We start from the raw sequence: 20,680 nt of genomic DNA, 5'->3' as shown, positions 1-20,680 counted from the left end.
ATAATAATTATTCATTGTATTTTCTGAGATCAAGCAGCGGACCTGCTTTTGTACTTACAAGAAAATCAATTATTCTGTCAAATTCAGAGGTGATGTCTTTTCTTGTAGTTGTTTTTTGCATGATAAAAATGTATTCAGGTTCAGATGCTGAACCTCTGTTCATTACAGCTTTGACGCTGTAATGACTTTTGTAGTCTTCATCGCCCCCATGCTGATAATGATCATATATGGCGAGTTCAGCAATACAGTCCGTGTTGATCGCTATTCCGTTCGTTGTAATAATTATCTTTTTCATTTTTAGTCCTCCTTATTGAGTTCGAGTTTTACAGGCTGAATGATGTATTTATCTTTATCGATCGTTTTTACGAAAGATTCACTGACAGTACCGACAAATTTCCCTGATTTATCGGTAACAACAAAAGTATCTTCCTGAGGATAAAGACTTGTGTAAACGCTTTCTCCGCCAATGAATGTGCAGCGGCAGAGTTCGGAGACCAATCCCGATTCGAAACACAAATAGCCCTTACAAAAAGGTGCTATCTTGCTCAAAAAATCATTTACTTCGTCATAGAGATAAACTTCTTCATCTTCAAATTTGATCTCGATATATCCCGAGTCCGAAACGATCGCATCCGAAAGATCAAAAACGATACATTCTTTGAGTGCTTCTCTTGCATCATTCCAGCTTGTGAATGGTTCAGGTTTAACTTTTTTCGCATCGAAACATCCGGATTCTTTCATCGCTTCATAAAGTCTTCCGTCTGTAATAGCCGATTCTTCCATTTTCCAGTCATACTCAAAAATATATGATGCGTCCATTTTACACCTCCATTATTTTCCACACGAAAACATCTGCTCCCTTGTTATAGAGAACTGCATCTCTTCCAAGAAGGTATGACGTTTTGTCAAACTCGTCATGAGGAGTGTTTTCGTTCATTTCTTCATACTTCTTTTTCATCTGAATTTCAGCTTCATTTACGCTATTGAATTCTTCAGTTGAAATAGAATATCCGTCGGTAAAAATAAGTATTGTTTTAGACATTATTTTCCTCCTAACTTTTTACTTGATCCGATCTCCAATTATCGATCAAATCTGTATTATAATTATAGAGGAAAATTATATATAATAAAAATGCCCTTATAAACAGAAAACGCCTTGCTTGTAAGCAAGACGTAATCAGAACCTCTGTCCACTCGTGGTGGGTGAGCTATCGTGAAACTTTTTCACGACCCTGCACAGCAGGTAGAGAAGTTTTCTTCTCATGTTTATATTATACATTATTTTAGTGTAGAAATCAATATATCATTACAGATTGAAAAGATAGCTTTACAGAATGAAAAATGTTTTAGAAACAGCGAAAAAAGAAGGGAGATAAAGCGTTTTGTGTATTGACGTATTTACTATAATGTGGTATAATTATGCACATAAAATTGTCCGATTGGAAAGGAATAAGATAGATGAACAATTCTGAAGAAAAGATCAAACGGATCGAAGACAAATATTCAAAAGTTTTTACCAAGCTTCTTATTGGTGCCGCAATATCAGGAATTATATTTTTAGTTTTTTTAATTCAATTTATAACTAATTTGAATAATCATATTCATTCCAATTTTCCGTTTTTCGGTATGGCGGTATTTGGTATTTTGGCAAGATTTTTACTCAAAGCGGCTTATTATGTAGCAGGATGTTCCGAGAGAAAAATCAATGCTATGCATCATGAAGAACAGATCGCTGATCAGCGATTCATGCAGCAGAATAAGATACATGCTCAATTTGTACAACAAGAACAGCAGAGACAGTTTCAAGAGCAGCAAAGGCAGTTCAATGATTGGTCAACACAGGAAAGCCTTAAATCTGTCACTCCTTTTGAAATGGGTGGCTATGATATGAATCAAGGAAATTCATTCAATAATAATAACTTCAATAATTTTTAGCTATATAAAAGGTCCTGACGTAAATCGTAACGACAGGACCTTTTTCTTATCTGATTCTTTTATTTATTCTTCTTTCTTACTAAAATACTCCTCAAGAAGTTTTTTAGTAAGTTCATCAAGTTCATTCTCCGTCATATTTATTGCATATTTTTCGGATACAGAACAGTAAACTTTATTTTTGTAAGCCATTTTAGGTTTCGGCTTGTCCGGAGCATTCAGTATCTCTGTTATTTCTTCGGAAGTTATTTCGTCCTGAAGTTCATTTATATACGATTTTAGTTTTACAGCTGCTACTCTCGACAGTGAGAGCTTGTTATCGGTCAGAGCCTTATACAGTTCGTTCTGAGTTTCTTCTGAGAATCCCTTGATGTATTCAACTGCTCCGATCTTTATGATCTCATCATCTACAAGAGACTGCAGCTTTTCATTCAGCTTGCCGACATCAAGATACCTGTATATAGTTTTCCTTGATACGCCGAACTTTTTAGCTATCTCTTCTCCGGTTGACTTATCATCATTTCTTATCTCAAAATATTTTGAGAAGATCTTTGCATATTCACTGGGGTATGTTTTATCACGCTGAATATTACTCTCCGAAAGGGCTTTATAGATCGTATCGTCAGTATAATTCTTAACGATGCAGGGAACTTTGAGCTGACCGATAAGTTTAGCTGCGGCAAGTCTGTGATGTCCGGATATTATTTCATACAGATCACCCTTACGAATGACTGCAAGAGGAGTAACTATTCCGATGTCCTTAGCACTTTCTGCTATCTGTTCAACTCTTTTTTCATTTATCTTAAAAGGCTGGACCTTTCCGGTCTCATCGGAATAAGGTACCAGTCTGGTAACTTCGACCCAGATGACAGTTTCCTTATTTGTACCCCATACATCAGTATAACTCTTTTCAAGTTCTTCTGGGATATTATCCTCGACCTTATCTTCTATTGCTTTCTGAGCGTTCTTGATCGCTGTGAAATCTATCTTAGCCATTATATATTCTCCCTTCCGAATCACTTAGTCTTATCAATGATTTCCTTTGTAAGCTCAAGGAAAGTCTTTCCGAGAGTAGACTTTTCGTCAAAAACATTGGCTGTCTTAGTCAGAACAGCATGTTCTGTCTGAGCAGGGCAATAAGGTATCTGAGTTTTAAAAGTCATACTTTCGTACTCTTCACGGATGGACTGTGCAAGCGAAGTGCTGACAGTAGTTCGCTGCATCTTATTGAGGAGTATGCCCAGAACTTTCAGGCGCTTGTTTGTACTGTTATTGATCGAAGATACCTTATCGAGCATCTTATCCAGACCGTTGTAAGCGTATATCCCGCTTTCCACAGGAATTATAATGTAATCACTGGCATTCATTGCATTAGATACAAGAAGATCCAGAAGTGTACGGCAGTCAATAAGTATATAGTCGTATTTTTCAAATACTTCATTTGAAAGCAGCCTCTTGATGACGTAGTTGCTGTCGTTGTCCGTGTCATTTGCGATAGTAGAGGTTATATTAGTCAGCATCGGAGATGCGGGAATGTAGTCTATGCCATTTTCATTGTGCCTGATAGCAGAAGAATGAACGGTTTCAATGCCTGCTACGGTATTATATATAAGTTCCGCTGCTGTCAGTTTTCCGTCCTTGATATAGCCGAGTGCATAGCTTGCATTCTTCTGCTGGTCAAGATCAAGTACAAGAACGCTCTTGCCTGAACGGGCAAGTCCTCCTGCAAGATTTACTGTTGTCGTAGTCTTTCCGACGCCGCCTTTTTCCGAACAGATAGAAATAATGATAGCCATAATTATTTTCCTTTCTGTGTCACGTGTGACACACATGTTTTTTTACTTGTTTTGGGTTTTAAAAATTACTCTGATATTATTATAGCAGATTTCAAAGACAAGTAAAAATTATATATGGTTGATTTGTGTCACGTGTGACACAAATCCTTTTATTATAGTTTATTAACTTACGGTATTTCAGATGAATTTGAACGTATTTTTTGCTAAACATTATTCTTCTGTGTTATGTGTGACATTAAGTCGAAAATATATAGAATTTACGTATAATTTGATTTTGTCTTTATATCTTCAAGCATAGCTTCTATTTTTCCATTCTTGCCGTCTTTGCTCATGTTCTTCAGCTTAAATCCTTTTCTTTCATAGAAACCATTCCTGATTTCAATATCCTTTTCTTTATCTATATCTACGTAGGAAAGCATACCGATGAACCTGATAGGCATAGACGGATTTTTTTTCTTTTCTTCATCTTTAAGAAAAGAAACCATACTATCTAATAAGAGGGAACCGTATCCTTTCCCTCTATAATCATAAAAAGAAACTCTGCTATGAAACTCGTCGATTCTAACTGTTGTTTCTTCGACAGAATAATCAAACGAAGCTTCTATGTAAGGAACATGGCTTTTAATTCGAAGTTCAGTTTCATGCATGATACTATAATACATCTCAGAATTGATGGCATATAATTCGATTTCACCACCATTGTTTACCGGTGCGTTCAAATTTATGGGATAATTCCGCAAAGAATCATTTGAAACTTCTTTTCGTCTGTCCACCAATATTACCATTGTATCACGACCAATTTCCGAAGCTTCACTGTTTTTGTCCTTGATATTCGTAATAGTATAGAGTCTGTAGTTTTTATGCGCCGCTAATAACTCACATACCTTTTTATATGTCTGAATCGTTTCAAGGTGTTCTTTCTTCTCTTTTACAAGATTATCTACTATTTTACCATACGAACTCAACATTTCGCACTGTACAGACCATTCTGCTTTTGATAATATTTTCACGTTTTTCCTTTCTCATCCGTAATTATACATTTCTACGTTTCCGTTAAGATAATCATCAAAACTTATCTGCATCTCATCTATTGAGTATTTTTTAGCCGAAGGTATATTCGTTATACCATTATAATTTAAAGTGTTAGAGATTTTTGGCTTCATTTTAATTTTATCTGCAAAATTTTCCATAATGATCTCTTCGAGTATTTCCTCAGGCTTTAATACAGGGACTCTGCTATCTCTGAAGTAAACAGGCTTTTTGGAAATTATATGATCCAGTTTCATTCTTTTAGCCTGACACATGCTTACTGCATTTTCAAGATCGGAGTAATACATTTCGGATGCTTCTCTTAAATCGGAAGGTTTTAATTCTATGACTTTAAAAATGAAAGTGATCTGTCTTATTATCTGAGCGGCTTTCTTGTTATTGAATTCATTACGGAGAATATATTCTATACCCGGAATGGATAATGCAGAGATGTATCCTTCTATCAAGCCTAACTCACAGCATTTCCAGATCTTTGATGAAATCTCGTAATGTTCGGGACGTTTACAGAGAACATCGAGTATCGTTCCCGTATCAACTAAGATCTTCATGATCTGTCCTTTCCGCACGTATGGCTTTATCCTCATAATCATTCTGCAAGATACCTGTGAGAGAATCGGTCAGAAAAGAAACACTTGCATCATAGGAGATAAGTCTTGCAACTTCTTTACCGTTTTTCAGGATCACAACTTCATCACCTTGCTGAACAGCCTGAAGATACTTACTGAAATTGAGCTGCATATCAGTGGCGGTCGCTATCATCATAAATTATTTCCTCCATTTCTTCATAAATGATTATATCACTTTATAAGATAAATGTCAATGTAAGGAAACTGTGTCACACGTGACACAAATGTTTACTTTGTGGATAACACAGAAAGAACAGTTTGCGCACATATGTTTTTAAGTATATTTTTCCAATTCAAAATTTGAATTATTGACAATGTATATTTAGATATGATATAATCACAAAGTAAATTATACACGGTGTTTAATTTACTGTTTTATTTCCCGGGATCTTTAAAACTAAAAAAATACTGAACAAAAACGAATCTGTTTTGTTATGGATGAGCGGCATTCATATCTGTCTGTAACTTAACAAATATCAAATGAAGCATTTTTTACTTTTTTTTACGGAATTGATTTCAGATCATTTATGATTTGAAAAACGAAGAAATGAAGGAGCCTTTTAATGAAGCAAAAACGAACACAAAGACTGAAACGTGTCGTTTCAGGGCTGTTATCATTGTCAATGATAACAAGTATGTCAGCGGTCATACCTGCGAACGCTGAGGGAGAAGGTAAGCAGGCTGCGTATCCGTATACTGTGTTTGCAGCCGATGAAAATGGCGGTATCACACTGAAACTGGACTATCTGACAGTAAACGGCAACGGTGTCACAAACGGTGTGTACTCAACAACTGCGATGTACCCTAATATAAATGGTACTATTTTTGAAAATGAGTTTGTTGTTGATGAGATCGTCAGCGATGACGAAAATACCACCGATTCCCAGGACGCTGACAAGCCTTTCGATGTCAGCAGGGATATGATCTATATTCACAACAAGCTGATGGATAGCTGGTTCAACAATGCTCAGAACTATGCCGAAGATTATACGCTGTCTGAGATGAATATTAACCTCAATTCACCCGTATATGTTACGGGAAGGCTGAACTATGATGGTAACGTCAGCTTGAATTCTGCAATCGGTGCGGTTTCTGATGTAAACCTCAGCGGCGGAAATCTCAACGGAAACAATGCCGTTATCTATTCAAAGTTCGGTGATATTAAGATAAGCGATAGTCAGGCTTCAATGAACGGTCTGATATATGCGCCGTTCGGCACTGTAACCATCGACTGCGAAAACTTCAACCTGAACGGCTTGATAATCGCACAGAATGTTGTTGTGAACAGTACAGGCGCTAACATCAATTACAACAACTCTTGGGCTGAATTCGTTGGTACAGAAACCGAAGAACTGAGCTGGACATTTGCTGACTGGAAGTACCTTGCTGATACAGATGAGGACGGTCTGCCTAACCTTGTCGAAAAAGAATTAGGCACAAAGCCTTATGAAGCAGATACTGACGGTGATCTTCTGCCTGATGGTTATGAAGTTCTTTCGCTAGGTACTGACCCCTTGAAGGTCGATACTGATGATAATGATATATCTGACTATGATGAAGATTTCGACACAGACGGTCTCTCAAACGGTCAGGAATATGAAATCGGAACAAGACCGTATAATGATGATTCCGACGAAGATAACCTCAAAGACGGTGATGAGGTAAATACATATTTTACTGATCCTCTGGATGTTGATACAGATGATGATAATCTTAATGACGATGACGAGATCTATTTCGGAACAGACCCCAATGATCCCGATTCTGATGATAACAACGTGCTTGACGGTGATGAAAGGCGTTCTCAGAAATTCATACATAAAGTCGAAAACGAAGATTGTGCTGTGACGGAAGTTATCGTTTCTATGGAAGCAACAGGAAATCTTCAGAAAACCACTACCGTTGAGAGCATAATGAACAAGGATATGCTTTGTACAGGTGTTGTAGGTCTTGTGGGTGAGCCGTTCTCGATAGAAACTACATCTGATTACGAAAAAGCTACACTGACTTATGTTATTGATAAGAACAAGCTGGGCGATACAGAGTTTGACAACCTCATGTTTTTGTGGTATGATGAGAAAAAGGACGAATTTGTAGAGCTTGACACCATACTTGATGAAGAAAATTCCACTGTCAGCATCAATACTCCTCATTTCAGCAAGTATATGCTTGTTGATAAGAAGGAATGGTTTGACGCTTGGAAAAGAGCTTCACTGTATTTTCAAGATGAATACGAACCGCTTGCAGCAGCGATATGCTATGATTGTTCTGGAAGTATGAGTGGCAATGACCCGAAAGGTTACAGAAAACTTGCAATCGATAATTTCATTGATTCAATGACATTGACCGACAAAACTGCACTTATCAGCTTTGAAGATGAAGCAAAACTTGTCAGCGAATTTTCAGATAACAAGGAAGAATTAAAAGGTCTTGTTAACCCATATTTTGGCGGCGGTACAAATGTACGCGCATCAGTTGAAATGGCAATTGAACAGCTTAACACCGTTCAGCACTGGTATACCAGACATATAATTTTATTATCTGATGGTGATGTAAATATAAATATCAATCTTGCCAATAACACTGTTGATGACCTGATAAAAAAGGCAGTTGACAATAACATCAAGATCCATACTATAGGTCTGGGTTCAGGAGCTGATAATCAGAAGCTGAAAGATTGTGCAGAGTACACAGGAGGTCAGTATTTTACAGCTGAAACAGCAGAAAAACTGGATGCGATTTATAAGGATCTTTCAAAGAATAATCATTTTGATCTGAAAACGCTTCCGGATAATGATGAAGATGGATTGCCTGATGAATTTGAGGTTTCGGGACTTGTTATTTCTAACGCACAGATCTTCTATACTGATCCTGAAGTTCAGGATTGTGATGGTGATGGGCTTATTGATGGGAAGGAAATCTCTATTGATGATGCAAAATCAAAGACTGTGACAGTACATGGTGCAGATGGCGGCTATACTACTTATTCTACTGTTGTATTCAAATATATATCTAATCCAAATGAAAAGTATTGTAGTGGAAATGAATTTGATGCCACTAAGCATACGTTAGAATATGATGGAGAAACCTATAAATGTACAAAATGTGCTTTCTCAGCACATGAACCAGCTTTTGAAGATTCACAAATACTCAATAAAGATGACTATAATTTAATGATAGCACTTAATTATATGCTTTATAAAATATCTTCTGAAGAAGTAACATATTATAAAGATACTCATGATATGTATATTTTACAGCTGATAGGAGAAATAGATAAAATAAGACAAAAAGAAGAATATAATAACAAGTATTCTTTTTCTGATTCAGATGGAAGATGCATTCCTTCGATATTAGAAAGTGACGAGTATAAATCCATATATGCTGGTAGCAAATGTGATATCATCCAAGAAACAATAAATGAATCAAATTATCGAAGCTATAATTATTGGTACGGTAATGGGCAAACATATATTGTATATGGTATCGGTTTTATTGATCCTTACTTAGGAGCTTCTCTTTTTTGGCTTAACGATATAACTGCTCCAGAAACCATTGATAAAGATAATGGTCAAATGCTTATAATTTGTATGTCATCTTTTATAAAGAACTTTGCTTATATTATTGGCTCTGATTATGATTTTGAAATAAACAAGTCAAAAATTTCTGGTGATAAAAAATGGGAAAGAGACTTTATGTACACAATGGCTTCGTTATGCAATGATACACTAGCTAATGCATCAGAAAAAGACGAATATGATTTACAACTTGGTGACACTTTTGTATATGCAAACTATGGTTCGTATTGTGTTAAATGCTTGGAGGATCCTAACCATGAAGATTCTCTGTCATATGGAGAAAAGAGGGAACACTTTAAGTACACTAGATATCGTAGAGATACTGTGTGGATGAGAGACGGTAAAATCCTATTTTATCACAGAGTAGACGGATAAGCGAGGTGTGAAATGATAAAGAAAAGGTGTCCGTGGTGTGGTGAGATCATATCTAAAAAAATCCCTTTAGGAAGATATTATTGTCCTTCATGTAAAAATTATAGCAAAGTATATAGGTTTGGCGGGATACATATAATCATATATGCTTTCGGTATACTGGCTTTAATTGCTATTGATTATTTTTGGTCATTTCATAGTGGATGGTTGCTTTTGCTTTTATATTTTGGTGTTTGTTTTATACTTCCGCTTGAAATGGATACGCCCCATTTTGTTCCACGCAAAAGCGCCCAGGCATCCGTTAAGCTGTTATGTAAATATAATTTTCTTCAAAAAAGAATTATTTTCTCTGAAAAAAATTTATTTGTGATTTGTTTCGTAGATGATAATACTGTACCTGTTTCGCATATGCTGTGCATTTCTACGGAAGATGTAAAGTTTACTTCTTCAAATACATTTGAAAGCAATATAAAATTTATTCCGTTGTCAGCCAATAATACTGACTTTTCAAAGGGAACAAAATTCTATATTTTTGAAGGAAAAGAAAAAATTGCACATGGAATATTGAAATCTGATGTAGAATAATTTTAAATCCCTACTTGCACAGTGTTGCTAAAAGCGGTATAATAACTTGTAAGTAAAACTTGCAAGGAGTGAAAAAATATGAAGAAAAATTGGAACTTGATAAAGATATTCAAAACTGTTTTTCTTTTTTAGGTGATGAGGTATTATCGTATGGAAACGTCGAAACACATACATTAGGTTCAACATCCGGCATTGGTCATATAAGTCGTTTGACCGGAGAAGCTACCGTTTACGAAGTGAAAACGAAAAATGATGTTTATAAAATTTATTTCGGTATTGTATTGATCTGCGATGATGATCCATCTGAAGTAGGCATTCAAAAAATCAAAGTATATAATTCTAAATATGATTTTGATGACCCCAATAAAGAAGAAAATATGGTATCTATCGGTGAATTGTTAGGTAGCTGGTACAGCTAACAATAACCGTAAGCGCCCCCTCTGATTTATTTCAGAAGGGGTGCTTTTTTTACCATACGATAAAAATACGATCCAAAATCTGTGTCACACGTGACACAACACAACCTCTATAACTATCATATCCCCGCAGCCGCTTTAGCAAGTCTGTCAGCCATTTCGTTATATTTATCTCCGGAATGACCTTTGACATGAATGAATTTGATCTTGACTTTATCTTTTATCGAATCATAAAAGTCAACATAATTTTTTGTACCGATTCTGTTTGCTTTCCATTCTCGAAGAGGCCATTTTTCAATGCCTTCGTAATCGTAGAAAAGGAAACATTCAGAAATATTATTTTCAAGGCAGTATTCCATAGCAGCCGTTGCACCCATTATTTCTCCTGCAACATTTCTCATTTGAGCCATTTCAGGTTCAAAGAATGATCTATTCGATGTTATTTCTTGTCCGTTCCTTATAATAACCATACCATAAGAGAAAATGTTAGTTTTAGAATTATAACTTCCGTCAACGTAGATCTTGCATTCAACACTTATAGATCTGTCGAAAATAATATTTTGTGCCATGTTCGATTTTGGTTTATCGGAAGTTCTGGGGAGGGAGCCGATAAAAAGCTCCGCTTCTTCTATGGAAGAAAAACTCTTATAGATCGCTCCGCTGTAACCATTGACCTGAGCAGAGCATTCATCCCAGGAGTTTATATATGCCGGGTACCCGTCCTTCTTTTACCGCATAATATTTTTTCTTTGCCATAATTTCATTTCCTTTCAAATATATCAGCATCGATTTCTCAAAAGACAGAACATGAGTTCAAGCATAGGTTTCTTTCTGCATGTCTGCATAGCAGCCTTAACGGAAACCAGATGCCAGTTATCTATATTGTAATCTTCCGGAAGAGGAGTGGGATCGTCAAATTCATCGAGCATCGCTTCTTTATTAGTTTTGGCAGCGTTTTTCGGGATAGAAACCAATACTCCGACATAGTGAGGAATTTCTTTCAGTTCGGTATGCAAAAGTTCTTTATAAGTCTGCATGGTCATTACGAGATAATTATATTCACAGAAATAATTCTGCCCAAACCCGGACTTGAAATCAGCCTTACAGGATTTTACCTCATATCCCTTGAAAATCCCTTTTTCAATTCCGTCAATGCTTATCTGGTTCACCGGTTCAAACTGCATATAATCTATCCTGCGAACATCTTTTGTCATGTAGTCCACAACGACCTCTTTTCCCCAGTATTTCCCCATACCTCTAAATTTTTCTGCTTCAAGCAGGCGGCTAAGAAAATCGGTTATTTTCTTTCTGTTACTCATTATTTTACCATCCCTTTTCTTTGGATTTTCATTTTATATTATAATTATAGCAGAATGAGGCGTTCTATAAAAATTATATATAAAAAACTCTGAGATACAAAATGTACCTCAGAGTAAAAGTATTATAAATTATGCAAAAAATTCGTTATAGCTTATACTCAAAGCATTATCTCTCTCAATTATCTTTGAATTCTTCGCTACGCCGCTGAGAGTGGCATCATTGTATGCAGGAAGAGTAGTTACCCCGTTTTCCGAATCAAAAACTTCTTCTACCCAGTCTGCAAATTTTTCTACATCTATACCGCTATTTATTCCCGCATTCAGATAGGGAACAAGTGATACCAAATGCGTCTCTTTATAGAATTTTTTTGCGACTTTTTTCAGCTTTCTTTCCAGCAGCTTTTCATGTACTTCGTGTGCATAATCCAGGACACGAACGATCTCGTTCTTTTCTTCTTCCGAGATCTCAGTATTTTCGACCAGAGGATTAAGTATCCTGCTTTCAAAAGATACCTCACTTATGTTTCTGTTGAGCATGCACCAGAATTTAACAACGATAGCCACCTGACTCTTGTTGCCCCTTGCTCTTTCAGTGAGCATTTCTTTGAAAAGTTCATGTTCTCCGACTTCAATAAGTCTGTAAATATCTTTGCAGCTCGCAATAGTCCTGTTTTTTGCGCTCAGAGGTTTGCCGGCATTCAGGCGCTTGAACAATTCTTTTTCTTCTTCATCGGTCAGATCATCGAAATACTCGACATTTATAGAAAAAGTATTGATTATATCCTTTAATGAATCGGGAAGTTCGGAAAACTTTTTCCCTGAAATATCGAATTCTTCTTCAGTATTCGTTTCAACGTTATGATAATGAACAGGGGGGAGGTCACTTAAAGTGAACTCATCCTCAAGATAGCTTGAAATAGTGGACAGTCTTTGTTTTCCGTCCATTATAAAATACACACTGGCATTTGATCCCGGATCATTTTCTTTCTGGCGTTTAGCAAATACAGCAGGAACAGGGTAGCCTATAATAATACTTTCGATCAGCGCAGATCTTCTTTTTTTCTCCCATACAAAAGATCTCTGAACAACAGCAGAAAAGTCAATAACTCCTGTACGGACCATATTGTATATCTGTCTTGAATTCCAGGTTATGGTTGATCTATTTAAACTCATAGCGATTCTCCTTATGATACAATAAAAAATTTGCAGTTATATTGTATCATAAAAAAATAAATTTGTCAATATTTTTTAAAAAGATAAATCATTCAGGAAATTTTCATTTTGTGCCATGTTGTGAAATATTTTGTGCCATGTTATATATTCTTTTAGAAGAGTACCTTTCCGTCAGGGAAGTGGTCAGTCTTTTTTCTTTAAAAGATCTTCCATAACATTCATAGTGTTTTTCATTTTATCCGATCCGAGATGTGTGTATATTTCTGTTGTTGAAGTGCTTTCGTGTCCCAGGATCTCTTTTACGGCCAGAATATCTCCGCCGTTATTATTATACATAAGGGTAGCAGCTGTATGTCTGAGTTTGTGAGTAGTTACACCTGTATTTTTCAGACCTGCTGCAAATATGCACTCTTCGATGATTTTTTGTACCCGTCGTCTTGAGATCCTGTTCTTTCTGGAAGATAAGAACAATGCTTTTTCATTTTGTGCCATCTCGTAATTTTTTCTGTATGGAAGATACTGTTCGATAGCCTTTATACAGTTATCATTCAGGTAGATGATCCTTTCTTTTCTGCCTTTACCGAGCAGTCTGAGGGTCTTGTTTTCAAAAGCTATATCATTTATATTTATCCCACATAATTCAGAGAGTCTCATTCCGCAATTCAGGAATAAAGTAATTATACAGTAATCTCTTTCGGTGTTTTTAGTACGGATAGAGGAAAGCAGTGTCTGAACTTCATCAAGTGTAAGGTATTTAGGCAAGGCTCTTTTTACGTTAGGAACTTCAAGTGAAGATATATTATCTTTAGAAATGAGGTGAGATTTATTAGCCAGGTATTCATAGAACTGTTTCAGCGAAGTTGTTTTTCTGGCTCTTGCAGCAACTCCGTTCTGTCTTTCATCTTTAAGCCAGACCATATACTGATAAGCATCTTTTTCAGTGAAGTTTTCCAAAAGTTCTATCGGAGTATCTTTGACCGTAATATTCTCAAACTTAGTTTCACTAGGTACGATCTTATTTTTTATCTTTATGTATCTCAAAAAAGTTCTTATGTCCAGATAGTATTCATCTGTAGTAAGATCACCTCTGTTTTTTATTATACTCAAATTTACAAGAAAATCTTCGAGATAATAGGGACAGTCTTCCTTGTAGCGCTCTTTCACGATAAGGTCACTCCTCTACATGGCACAAAAGTCTCATTTTGTGCCATTATTATTTTCACTCATTGTGGGGAAGTTTCGGCACTTCCCTGTTAATATTATAGATGATTTCTTTGAAAAAATAAAATACATTATGATACAAAATTTTATAAGAGTTCTTTTTTAGTCAAATAAAAAAGCCGAACTTAGTTAAACCAAGTCCGACTGAAAAGATCATCTTGCATAAACCCTTACAGAATTTTTGAGTTCGATAATATTTACTACTGTTGTTGCGCCTTTAAGTTCATTGTAATTATTCATTATGATTCCTCCGTTATGTATTTCAGAAAAGGTTTTGATGATCTCTGACCTCCGATCATCAATTACAATTACTATAAGTATTATGCAAGAATTTTTAACTCGATAAAAGCAAAACGGTCATCACTTCCCTTTTCTAATCTTATAAGTTAAGGTTTTTTCAAGACTCCAACCGTTTTTCAGTCTGGCTTCAGCTGTCTGTCGGCTCAAGCCATAATGAGAGTACATTTTACTCTTGCTTTCAAATTCATTGCCAAGATGGTCTTTTACTTTCTTTTTATACAACGCTTCTTTTACTGACATTCCTTTCTTTAACCTCGACAAGAACAATGATGTGCTTACATTGTGATATTCGCACATACTTTTAACGTTCTTAAAAATGTTTCCTTCATGATCTATATAGTGTTTTTGGTTGTGAATAATTATTTTATAACCATTCTGAAATTTTAGTTCACTTAGATCAACGTTCTCATTCATAGATAAGTTAGGTTCTAATAATTTTTTTCTCGAAGAAATAGTCAGTGTTTCTTCAAGACTCCAGCCGTTAGTTATCCTGTTAATGTATGTTTTGTAAGTAATATTGTAATGTTCGCACATTTCTTTTATGCTGTCATAGTGGTTGCCGAGATGATCTGAACATGGTGCGGTTTTTGTTTTTACAGGAGTAGTCAAAATCTTTTCTATATTCCATCCCTTATTTTTTCTCTGTTCATAACTCTGCCTCGGAATGCCATATTTTCTGCACATTTCACTAACAGAACGATATTCATTATTTAAATGATCGAAAACTGTTTTTTGTGACGGTTTTACCGGTAATGTAAGTGCGGCTTCTTTGTCCATTCCCATTGAGATCCTTCGGATGTATGTGTTTTTGTTGATATTGTATTTCTGACACATTTCGTTTACACTGTTATATTCATTTCCAAGATGATCTGTCGTTTTCATATTTATATCCCCTATTCATGTTATGGTGTGTTTAATGATACTTTTTTACAGAAAAATAATATTTACTATAATTATATGGGAAAACGATAGAAAAATAAAAGAGGCTGTTGCAACCGCAGCACCCTCTAACCATATCCGAACATCAGAGTAAAAAAACATATTAACTGGTGAAATAAGCTGTTTCAAAGCGCACACCCCCAAGCCCTCTTCAAAAAAAGAGGACTCGGGGGTGTTATGTTCTGTTTATTTTTATGCCATTTTCAGTTCAAAAAGAGAAATTCCAAGTCGGTTTCCGGAAACCTTAGCAAAAAAGCTTCTTTATGTTGTATGCAAGTCCCAGCAAAAGGAACTCAGTTATCTTCCATGTTCCTAGAAAAGTCAAAGCCATTATAAGTTTGAGATCCCCCAAACCTATCCAACCAGTCATACCGTAGAAGAAAAGCAGCACAACTACTAATCCTGAGAATATTGTTGTATTCAGCGGATAGAATATAATCGAGTAGATAAAACTCAGTATAATTATTGGAAAAGTGAATTTATTCGGTATTTTTGAATTCTTGTAATCGAATATAGCCGCCGCCAAACAAATGACAGCGGCTATTACAGTTCTCACGATAAACATAGCATCAATCTATATTATTTATAGCTTCGTTAACTTCTTTATCCTTATCTTGAAGAACAGCATCCCAATCAACTGACGTAGAATCATTACCTGCTTCATCGATCTCTTTTGCGGAATGCAGTACCTTATTTCTTACGATCATAAATACCGCAATTATTACGGCAATCAGAATTGCCGACAAACCTACTATGACGGCATACTCCAGGAAATCAGCACCTTCTTCGCCTTCATCTTCAATAAAGAATTTTCTTGTATAATCTTTCATTATTTTCGCTCCTTTTTTTAGTTTTCATTTGAGTGTTTCCCTATTTTTAATTATAGCAGAAAATTATCAAGAACAGAAATTACATGCCATTAAGTATCTGCAGAACGACCGGTAAAAACAAAATAACCATTAACAGGCCTTTCTCCTGCCATCTCGGACCCCATACCGTTTCCGAGGTCAGCATAATACACCTGACCTCTTCTAATTCGTCTAGTACTATTTATGTTCATCATCATTACCTTTCTTTAAATTATTTCGGATATGAAAAGCTCCCGTTATCAGTTCATACCACTAATAAGATTATAACTGAAAATTTAGGCAAATAAAAACACCTCCCTGTATGTTCAGGAAGGCGTTTTTGTTGCTCATCTTCTGAAAAATTCATCGGTATTCCCTGATACCAAATTGAAAGAAGCGGTATGTTCATTCCCCTTTGGATCAGTGTAGGAAACGAATGCAGCACTTTCTTCGGACTTTGTGGCAGTTACATTTGCCTTCTTGTCAAGAAAACGTGAAACATGCCTCTTTAAAAGGTTCTTCATGGACTCGGCATCACTGCCGAGTTCCAGTATTGAGAATCGATCATCTATAGTTTTCGTAAGAAATATAACGTTCATATGTAAAATACTCCTTTCGGGAGTACACACACAACTGCGCCGTGTATGTACTCCGTAAATTTGAAAAATAAATATGATAAGTGATATATATTACACGATGACAATGAGGTAAATCATCGTGATTGAAAAGAATTGAAAAGAAAGAGGGAAATTTGAAATGAAAAATTTTATGTATACTTCCGAAAGCGGAAGAATTATAGAAGGTAAAATGTATTATAATGGTCAGAAGACCTTGTAACGGAAAGTTAGTATCGAAGAAGTTTAAAAATTACATCGATATAGAGCAACAATTAACAATCTCCAATTATCAATTATTATCTCTGAATCTATTGTATAAGAAAATTCAGTCAGATAAAAACAAAAAAAGTATATTTTTATTGATTTTTATTTTCTGGTATAATTTATTTGAAGATAAAATTGAAAACGGGAGTGAATGTTTGAAGAATTCACTTTCGGCAAAAGGAGTAATGAAAATGAAAAATAAGATACTGAAAATCATTTCAATAAAAACAAACTTAAAACAAGTCGGTGATAGATTATACCGAGGTAAATGCCCTTTTTGCGGAGCTGTTCAGTTCTACGTTTTTGAAGGTGAGAACTGTTTCCATTGTTTTAACTGCGGCAGTAACGGTGATCAGGCTGATTTTATGCACAAATATAACGTGCATTATAAAAATGCAGTCGGAGACAGAAACGTTGCCAAAAAGCCATACAATTTACAAAAAATTTACAAGATGAACTATGATGCGGCGAACTTCTTTTATAAAAATCTTTTTTCAAAAAAAGATACAGCATGTCTTGACTATCTGATCAATAAAAGAAAACTTACAGTAAAAACCATCTGTAACTTCAGAATGGGATACGCTGATAAAAATTATTTTTCATTGAAAGAATACATGCTTAAATTGGGGTACACTATCGAGGAGCTGCTTCAAGGCTCGTTGATAACCGTATCTAAAAATGACGAAATAATTGATTTTTTTAATAATCGAGCCGTTTTCCCTTTTATAGATCTAAACGGGAATATTATAGGATTTGGAGGCAGAAAACTGGATGGAGACAATAATTTTAAGTACTTAAACTCCAAAAACACCCCTTGTTACAGCAAAAACAATTACCTGTTTTCACTGAATTTTGCTATGAAGAAGATATGCTGCGGAGAAACGCCTATCCTTTGTGAAGGAAATCTTGACGTTATTTCTCTCCATCAAGCAGGCTTTAGGACTGCCATAGCAAGCTGTGGAACTTCTCTTACAGAGAATCAGGCAGCTTTGTTGAAGAAGTATTCGGATAAAGTCATCATATGTTATGATAACGACGAAGCAGGAAAAAACGCTGCGGATAAGGCCATAGACATACTTGAAAAAGCAGGACTTGAAACATATATTGTATTCATGTCTGAAGCGAAAGATCCTGACGAATATATAAAGGAATTCGGGTCACAAAAATTTTATGAGCTAATAAAAAACTCAACCAAAGATCCGATTTACTTTAGAATGAGTCGAATAGCCGATAAATATGATCTGACTGATTACGATGCACAAAGGTGCTTTTTAAAAGAAGTCACAGAATTATCGCTCAGAAAAAATTACGACCCTGAAAGGACGATTCGAGAAACATTTAACTTTATATGATTTTTCTAAACAAAAAAGGCTGTCAAAAGGCAGCCTTTTTTGTTATGCTATAGCAGGAGCAGAAATTATAGAGCAGTCAAAGAGTTCAAGTCTCTTTATTATCTTTGATATGAATTCTTTTGATTTTTCAATCAGCACACAGCCTCTTCTTTTCTTGATACACGCTTCCCCGACGACTCCTGAACCTGCGAACTGATCCAAAACCATTTCGCCTTCAAAAGTCAGATATTCCAGAAGTTGCTCAACAAGTCCAACTGGCTTTTCTGCCTGATGAAGTCTTGATTTTTTATCCGGCGGCTGTACATTGAAAGATGACCATATTATATTCTCGGATATAAGTTCTGTATTATTTATTTCCGCAGCTGAAACACCCGCAAGACCCGGTGCAGTTTTTGCTATTCTTATAGCCTCTTCTCGGGTATATACGTCTGTAATGATCTTGAATTTTTTGTCATCACATACGAAAATATGCGGATCTTTTCCTGCGGTATATTCTGCAAATTTTGAGTAGCCCGGTCCATCACGAAACCGAAATACTACAACTTCTGTCGTTTTGATAATTGCTTCATCTTTAATTTTCATCTTATAATTCTCCTATTCGTTTATAAAAATTTCCCATGATCTTCTCAGAGGTAAGTCCTTTTGAGGATTATAAAAAATTGAACGCTCGTATTTTTCAGTAAGTTCTTTTGCGAATAAGGCTGCGTTTTTGCGACTCCTGAATATATAACGTTTATCAAGGTCTGATAATTTCCAATCATAAATGTTATTCTTGATTGGAGCATCTATCTTAGCGATAAAATCTATATAGCTGCCTTTGCGAAAGCATTTTATCGTCGAACTATACACACAGTATTCCAGTTTCGGTCCTGCAATACCTCTTTCGTAATAAAAGTTCTCTTGAACAATGTAGACCGTATCGCCAACCTTTAAGCCTTTCGCTGAATCAACCGTTTTCATAAACAGCCTCAGCTCCGCATTTTCTGCAGGTCCAGATATTATCGGGTTCCGGATCGGCTGTCACTTCGAGACAATCATCGAAACAGCTTACAAAATTACCTTTTGGATCCACGACCCACTCCTGAGCCACATGAGCCGAAGTCAAAAATGTTGTATCTGCACCGCAATTCGGGCAAATCATCCTTCCTTTAATTAGTGCCATTTATAATTCCTCCTTAACTCCAGATAACTGCAATAGCTTTGTGTTTTTCAAAAATATCAAGTTTTTTAATAATGTCATTTTCTTTTTCTACTTCTTTCATCATTTCTTCATTTTTTCTGAAGATGAAATCCACTCCGAAATTACCAGTGTTTTCAGAAAGCTCGATGAACCCATTATACATCTTGTATCCCAGAGCATCCGGATATTTTTCTTTGAATACACTTATAAGTTCTCTGTTAGCTGAATTCAGCTCATCATCAGCTTCATGAGCACCGTTCAGAAGCCATCTAAGATAAATCTGATCGGCTTTCAATTTTATTTCTTCAAAAGTTCTCATTCATTTTTCTCCTAATAAAAATTCTTTGTCCATTGAATCCTCTGTCCAGAAGATTTTTGATTTCTTCATCTGTCAGAGAAAAAACAGGAATGTTCGATATTTTCATATCTTTAACAGAAATAAGAGACATCCACCAGTCGAGATATTCATCAATAGCATCTTCCAGAGTTTCCTTATCGCCTTCAGAATAGTTGCTGCACTCTCTTATCTCATCTACTGCTTCAGCATAAGTGTCAAAATGCTTAACAGGCAGCCGATGCTTGTAATATTCAGCACGATACTGACCTTCAACGAAGTTTATCTCCCCATAGCCATAATCTTTTCCTTCATCATTTTCAATGATGTCAAATTCATCATCAAAAACCGTTCCGGCAGGTATCTCAACGGAATTCTCATTAAGAGGTTTATCGCTGATCAACTCCCCTGTTCTGAACAGTTTGGAAACGTAGGGGGTCTCAACTATCTCGATTTTGTCTACTTCCAGACAAACACCAAGCCCGCTGCCGTTATCCCATCTGGTATGGATAGTACCTACATCATCTACATCGATTACAGTTCCGAGTGTTCCGGGCGGTACCGGATGATACTTATCTTCCATCTGAATCATTTTGATCCTTGTGCCGGAAATGTACTCTTCTTTGATTCTTTCGATTTCTTTTACGATAGTACTCATTTTTTATTCCTCCATAAAAAAATATTCAGTTTATAACTCCAACTATCAATAAGTATAAACCTAAAAAGATTATACAAGAAAATACAAACCAATAAAAAAACTCCTGATAGACAGGAGTTT

27 protein-coding genes and 1 pseudogene are annotated in these 20,680 nt (G+C 35.7%); 5 read left to right on the top strand and 23 right to left on the bottom strand.

What is annotated here, in order from left to right; all coding sequences use genetic code 11:
• Positions 1 to 7: 7 nt before the first annotated feature.
• Genes CUS_RS01985 through CUS_RS01975 form a run of 3 tightly spaced genes read right to left on the bottom strand, consistent with a single transcriptional unit; the run spans position 8 to position 1,042 of the window.
• On the bottom strand, positions 8 to 295 hold the full coding sequence (locus CUS_RS01985) for a hypothetical protein (protein WP_002847216.1): 288 nt from the start codon (positions 293 to 295) through the stop codon (positions 8 to 10).
• Positions 296 to 297: 2 nt separating this feature from the next.
• Positions 298 to 819, bottom strand: a complete 522-nt coding sequence (locus CUS_RS01980; RefSeq protein WP_002847209.1) for a hypothetical protein — start codon at positions 817 to 819, stop codon at positions 298 to 300.
• Position 820: 1 nt separating this feature from the next.
• The gene (locus tag CUS_RS01975) at positions 821 to 1,042 is read right to left on the bottom strand and encodes a hypothetical protein (RefSeq protein ID WP_002847214.1); all 222 of its coding nucleotides are present in this window, start codon (positions 1,040 to 1,042) and stop codon (positions 821 to 823) included.
• A 416-nt stretch (positions 1,043 to 1,458) separates the two neighbouring features.
• On the opposite strand from CUS_RS01975, the gene CUS_RS19425 reads away from it, so the two are divergent.
• A complete protein-coding gene (locus CUS_RS19425) occupies positions 1,459 to 1,935 on the top strand; it encodes a hypothetical protein (protein ID WP_037276111.1) in 477 nt (158 codons plus the stop codon).
• Between the two features lie 63 nt (positions 1,936 to 1,998).
• On the opposite strand, the gene CUS_RS01960 is transcribed toward CUS_RS19425, so the two are convergent.
• The 5 genes from CUS_RS01960 to CUS_RS01940 all read right to left on the bottom strand — a co-directional run bounded on the left by CUS_RS01960 (position 1,999) and on the right by CUS_RS01940 (position 5,540).
• Positions 1,999 to 2,928 (bottom strand): ParB/RepB/Spo0J family partition protein, encoded by a 930-nt coding sequence (locus CUS_RS01960; protein ID WP_037276109.1) that lies wholly within the window; start codon positions 2,926 to 2,928, stop codon positions 1,999 to 2,001.
• Between the two features lie 20 nt (positions 2,929 to 2,948).
• Positions 2,949 to 3,728 (bottom strand): ParA family protein, encoded by a 780-nt coding sequence (locus CUS_RS01955; protein WP_002847206.1) that lies wholly within the window; start codon positions 3,726 to 3,728, stop codon positions 2,949 to 2,951.
• Between the two features lie 257 nt (positions 3,729 to 3,985).
• The gene (locus CUS_RS01950; protein WP_037276106.1) at positions 3,986 to 4,738 is read right to left on the bottom strand and encodes a GNAT family N-acetyltransferase; all 753 of its coding nucleotides are present in this window, start codon (positions 4,736 to 4,738) and stop codon (positions 3,986 to 3,988) included.
• Between the two features lie 12 nt (positions 4,739 to 4,750).
• Entirely contained in the window at positions 4,751 to 5,326 is a 576-nt protein-coding gene (locus CUS_RS01945; protein WP_002847213.1) for a type II toxin-antitoxin system VapC family toxin, read from the bottom strand.
• Positions 5,310 to 5,540 (bottom strand): type II toxin-antitoxin system Phd/YefM family antitoxin, encoded by a 231-nt coding sequence (locus CUS_RS01940; RefSeq protein WP_002847215.1) that lies wholly within the window; start codon positions 5,538 to 5,540, stop codon positions 5,310 to 5,312. The genes CUS_RS01945 and CUS_RS01940 overlap by 17 nt, the downstream gene beginning before the upstream one ends.
• 427 nt (positions 5,541 to 5,967) lie before the next feature.
• Between CUS_RS01940 and CUS_RS01935 the strand changes: the two genes are divergently transcribed.
• The 3 genes from CUS_RS01935 to CUS_RS01925 all read left to right on the top strand — a co-directional run bounded on the left by CUS_RS01935 (position 5,968) and on the right by CUS_RS01925 (position 10,358).
• Positions 5,968 to 9,357 carry a vWA domain-containing protein gene (locus CUS_RS01935; RefSeq protein WP_080559493.1) on the top strand — a complete coding sequence of 1,130 codons (3,390 nt, stop codon included), beginning with the start codon at positions 5,968 to 5,970 and terminating at the stop codon, positions 9,355 to 9,357.
• Between the two features lie 12 nt (positions 9,358 to 9,369).
• The gene (locus CUS_RS01930) at positions 9,370 to 9,939 is read left to right on the top strand and encodes a zinc ribbon domain-containing protein (protein WP_037276099.1); all 570 of its coding nucleotides are present in this window, start codon (positions 9,370 to 9,372) and stop codon (positions 9,937 to 9,939) included.
• Positions 9,940 to 10,028: 89 nt separating this feature from the next.
• Complete coding sequence (locus CUS_RS01925; protein WP_037276097.1) at positions 10,029 to 10,358, top strand: DUF5104 domain-containing protein; 330 nt, start codon at positions 10,029 to 10,031, stop codon at positions 10,356 to 10,358.
• Between the two features lie 116 nt (positions 10,359 to 10,474).
• On the opposite strand, the gene CUS_RS01920 is transcribed toward CUS_RS01925, so the two are convergent.
• From CUS_RS01920 to CUS_RS01885, 10 genes and pseudogenes are all read right to left on the bottom strand, one after another.
• Entirely contained in the window at positions 10,475 to 10,924 is a 450-nt protein-coding gene (locus CUS_RS01920; protein ID WP_002847218.1) for an RNase H family protein, read from the bottom strand.
• 84 nt (positions 10,925 to 11,008) lie between these two features.
• Positions 11,009 to 11,059 (bottom strand): annotated as a pseudogene (locus CUS_RS20705) (viroplasmin family protein); the annotation flags it as partial.
• Positions 11,043 to 11,111 carry a viroplasmin family protein gene (locus CUS_RS20700; protein WP_321576475.1) on the bottom strand — a complete coding sequence of 23 codons (69 nt, stop codon included), beginning with the start codon at positions 11,109 to 11,111 and terminating at the stop codon, positions 11,043 to 11,045. The gene CUS_RS20700 and the pseudogene CUS_RS20705, both read right to left, overlap by 17 nt.
• Before the next feature lie 23 nt (positions 11,112 to 11,134).
• Positions 11,135 to 11,674, bottom strand: coding sequence for a hypothetical protein (locus CUS_RS01915; RefSeq protein WP_002847224.1), 540 nt, complete (start codon positions 11,672 to 11,674; stop codon positions 11,135 to 11,137).
• 129 nt (positions 11,675 to 11,803) lie between these two features.
• The gene (locus tag CUS_RS01910) at positions 11,804 to 12,847 is read right to left on the bottom strand and encodes a DUF262 domain-containing protein (RefSeq protein ID WP_002847229.1); all 1,044 of its coding nucleotides are present in this window, start codon (positions 12,845 to 12,847) and stop codon (positions 11,804 to 11,806) included.
• Positions 12,848 to 13,030: 183 nt separating this feature from the next.
• Positions 13,031 to 14,011 (bottom strand): tyrosine-type recombinase/integrase, encoded by a 981-nt coding sequence (locus CUS_RS01905; RefSeq protein WP_002847210.1) that lies wholly within the window; start codon positions 14,009 to 14,011, stop codon positions 13,031 to 13,033.
• 417 nt (positions 14,012 to 14,428) lie between these two features.
• On the bottom strand, positions 14,429 to 15,250 hold the full coding sequence (locus CUS_RS01900; RefSeq protein ID WP_002847211.1) for a hypothetical protein: 822 nt from the start codon (positions 15,248 to 15,250) through the stop codon (positions 14,429 to 14,431).
• 301 nt (positions 15,251 to 15,551) lie between these two features.
• Positions 15,552 to 15,872, bottom strand: coding sequence for a prepilin peptidase (locus CUS_RS01895; protein WP_002847221.1), 321 nt, complete (start codon positions 15,870 to 15,872; stop codon positions 15,552 to 15,554).
• Positions 15,873 to 15,876: 4 nt separating this feature from the next.
• A complete protein-coding gene (locus CUS_RS01890) occupies positions 15,877 to 16,137 on the bottom strand; it encodes a hypothetical protein (RefSeq protein WP_002847217.1) in 261 nt (86 codons plus the stop codon).
• Positions 16,138 to 16,502: 365 nt separating this feature from the next.
• On the bottom strand, positions 16,503 to 16,754 hold the full coding sequence (locus CUS_RS01885) for a hypothetical protein (RefSeq protein ID WP_002847207.1): 252 nt from the start codon (positions 16,752 to 16,754) through the stop codon (positions 16,503 to 16,505).
• A gap of 473 nt (positions 16,755 to 17,227) precedes the next feature.
• Between CUS_RS01885 and CUS_RS01880 the strand changes: the two genes are divergently transcribed.
• On the top strand, positions 17,228 to 18,388 hold the full coding sequence (locus CUS_RS01880) for a DNA primase (RefSeq protein WP_227945389.1): 1,161 nt from the start codon (positions 17,228 to 17,230) through the stop codon (positions 18,386 to 18,388).
• Between the two features lie 42 nt (positions 18,389 to 18,430).
• Here the strand turns inward: CUS_RS01880 and CUS_RS01875 are convergent, their stop codons facing one another.
• From CUS_RS01875 to CUS_RS01855, 5 genes are read right to left on the bottom strand one after another with little or no spacing between them, the layout of a single operon-like run.
• Positions 18,431 to 18,970 (bottom strand): DNA methyltransferase, encoded by a 540-nt coding sequence (locus CUS_RS01875; protein ID WP_002847226.1) that lies wholly within the window; start codon positions 18,968 to 18,970, stop codon positions 18,431 to 18,433.
• A 12-nt stretch (positions 18,971 to 18,982) separates the two neighbouring features.
• Positions 18,983 to 19,348 carry a hypothetical protein gene (locus CUS_RS01870; RefSeq protein WP_002847230.1) on the bottom strand — a complete coding sequence of 122 codons (366 nt, stop codon included), beginning with the start codon at positions 19,346 to 19,348 and terminating at the stop codon, positions 18,983 to 18,985.
• Positions 19,335 to 19,550, bottom strand: coding sequence for a hypothetical protein (locus CUS_RS01865; protein WP_037276095.1), 216 nt, complete (start codon positions 19,548 to 19,550; stop codon positions 19,335 to 19,337). Before CUS_RS01865 ends, CUS_RS01870 begins: the two co-directional genes overlap by 14 nt.
• Before the next feature lie 13 nt (positions 19,551 to 19,563).
• Positions 19,564 to 19,887 carry a hypothetical protein gene (locus CUS_RS01860; RefSeq protein ID WP_002847223.1) on the bottom strand — a complete coding sequence of 108 codons (324 nt, stop codon included), beginning with the start codon at positions 19,885 to 19,887 and terminating at the stop codon, positions 19,564 to 19,566.
• On the bottom strand, positions 19,874 to 20,560 hold the full coding sequence (locus CUS_RS01855; RefSeq protein ID WP_002847202.1) for a DUF4314 domain-containing protein: 687 nt from the start codon (positions 20,558 to 20,560) through the stop codon (positions 19,874 to 19,876). The genes CUS_RS01860 and CUS_RS01855 overlap by 14 nt, the downstream gene beginning before the upstream one ends.
• Between the last annotated feature and the right edge of the window lie 120 nt (positions 20,561 to 20,680).

Origin of the sequence: Hominimerdicola alba 8 (genome assembly GCF_000178155.2) — a bacterium.
Taxonomy (GTDB): Bacteria; Bacillota; Clostridia; order Oscillospirales; family Ruminococcaceae; genus Hominimerdicola; species Hominimerdicola alba_C.
This window is presented reverse-complemented; position numbering and strand designations above follow the sequence as displayed.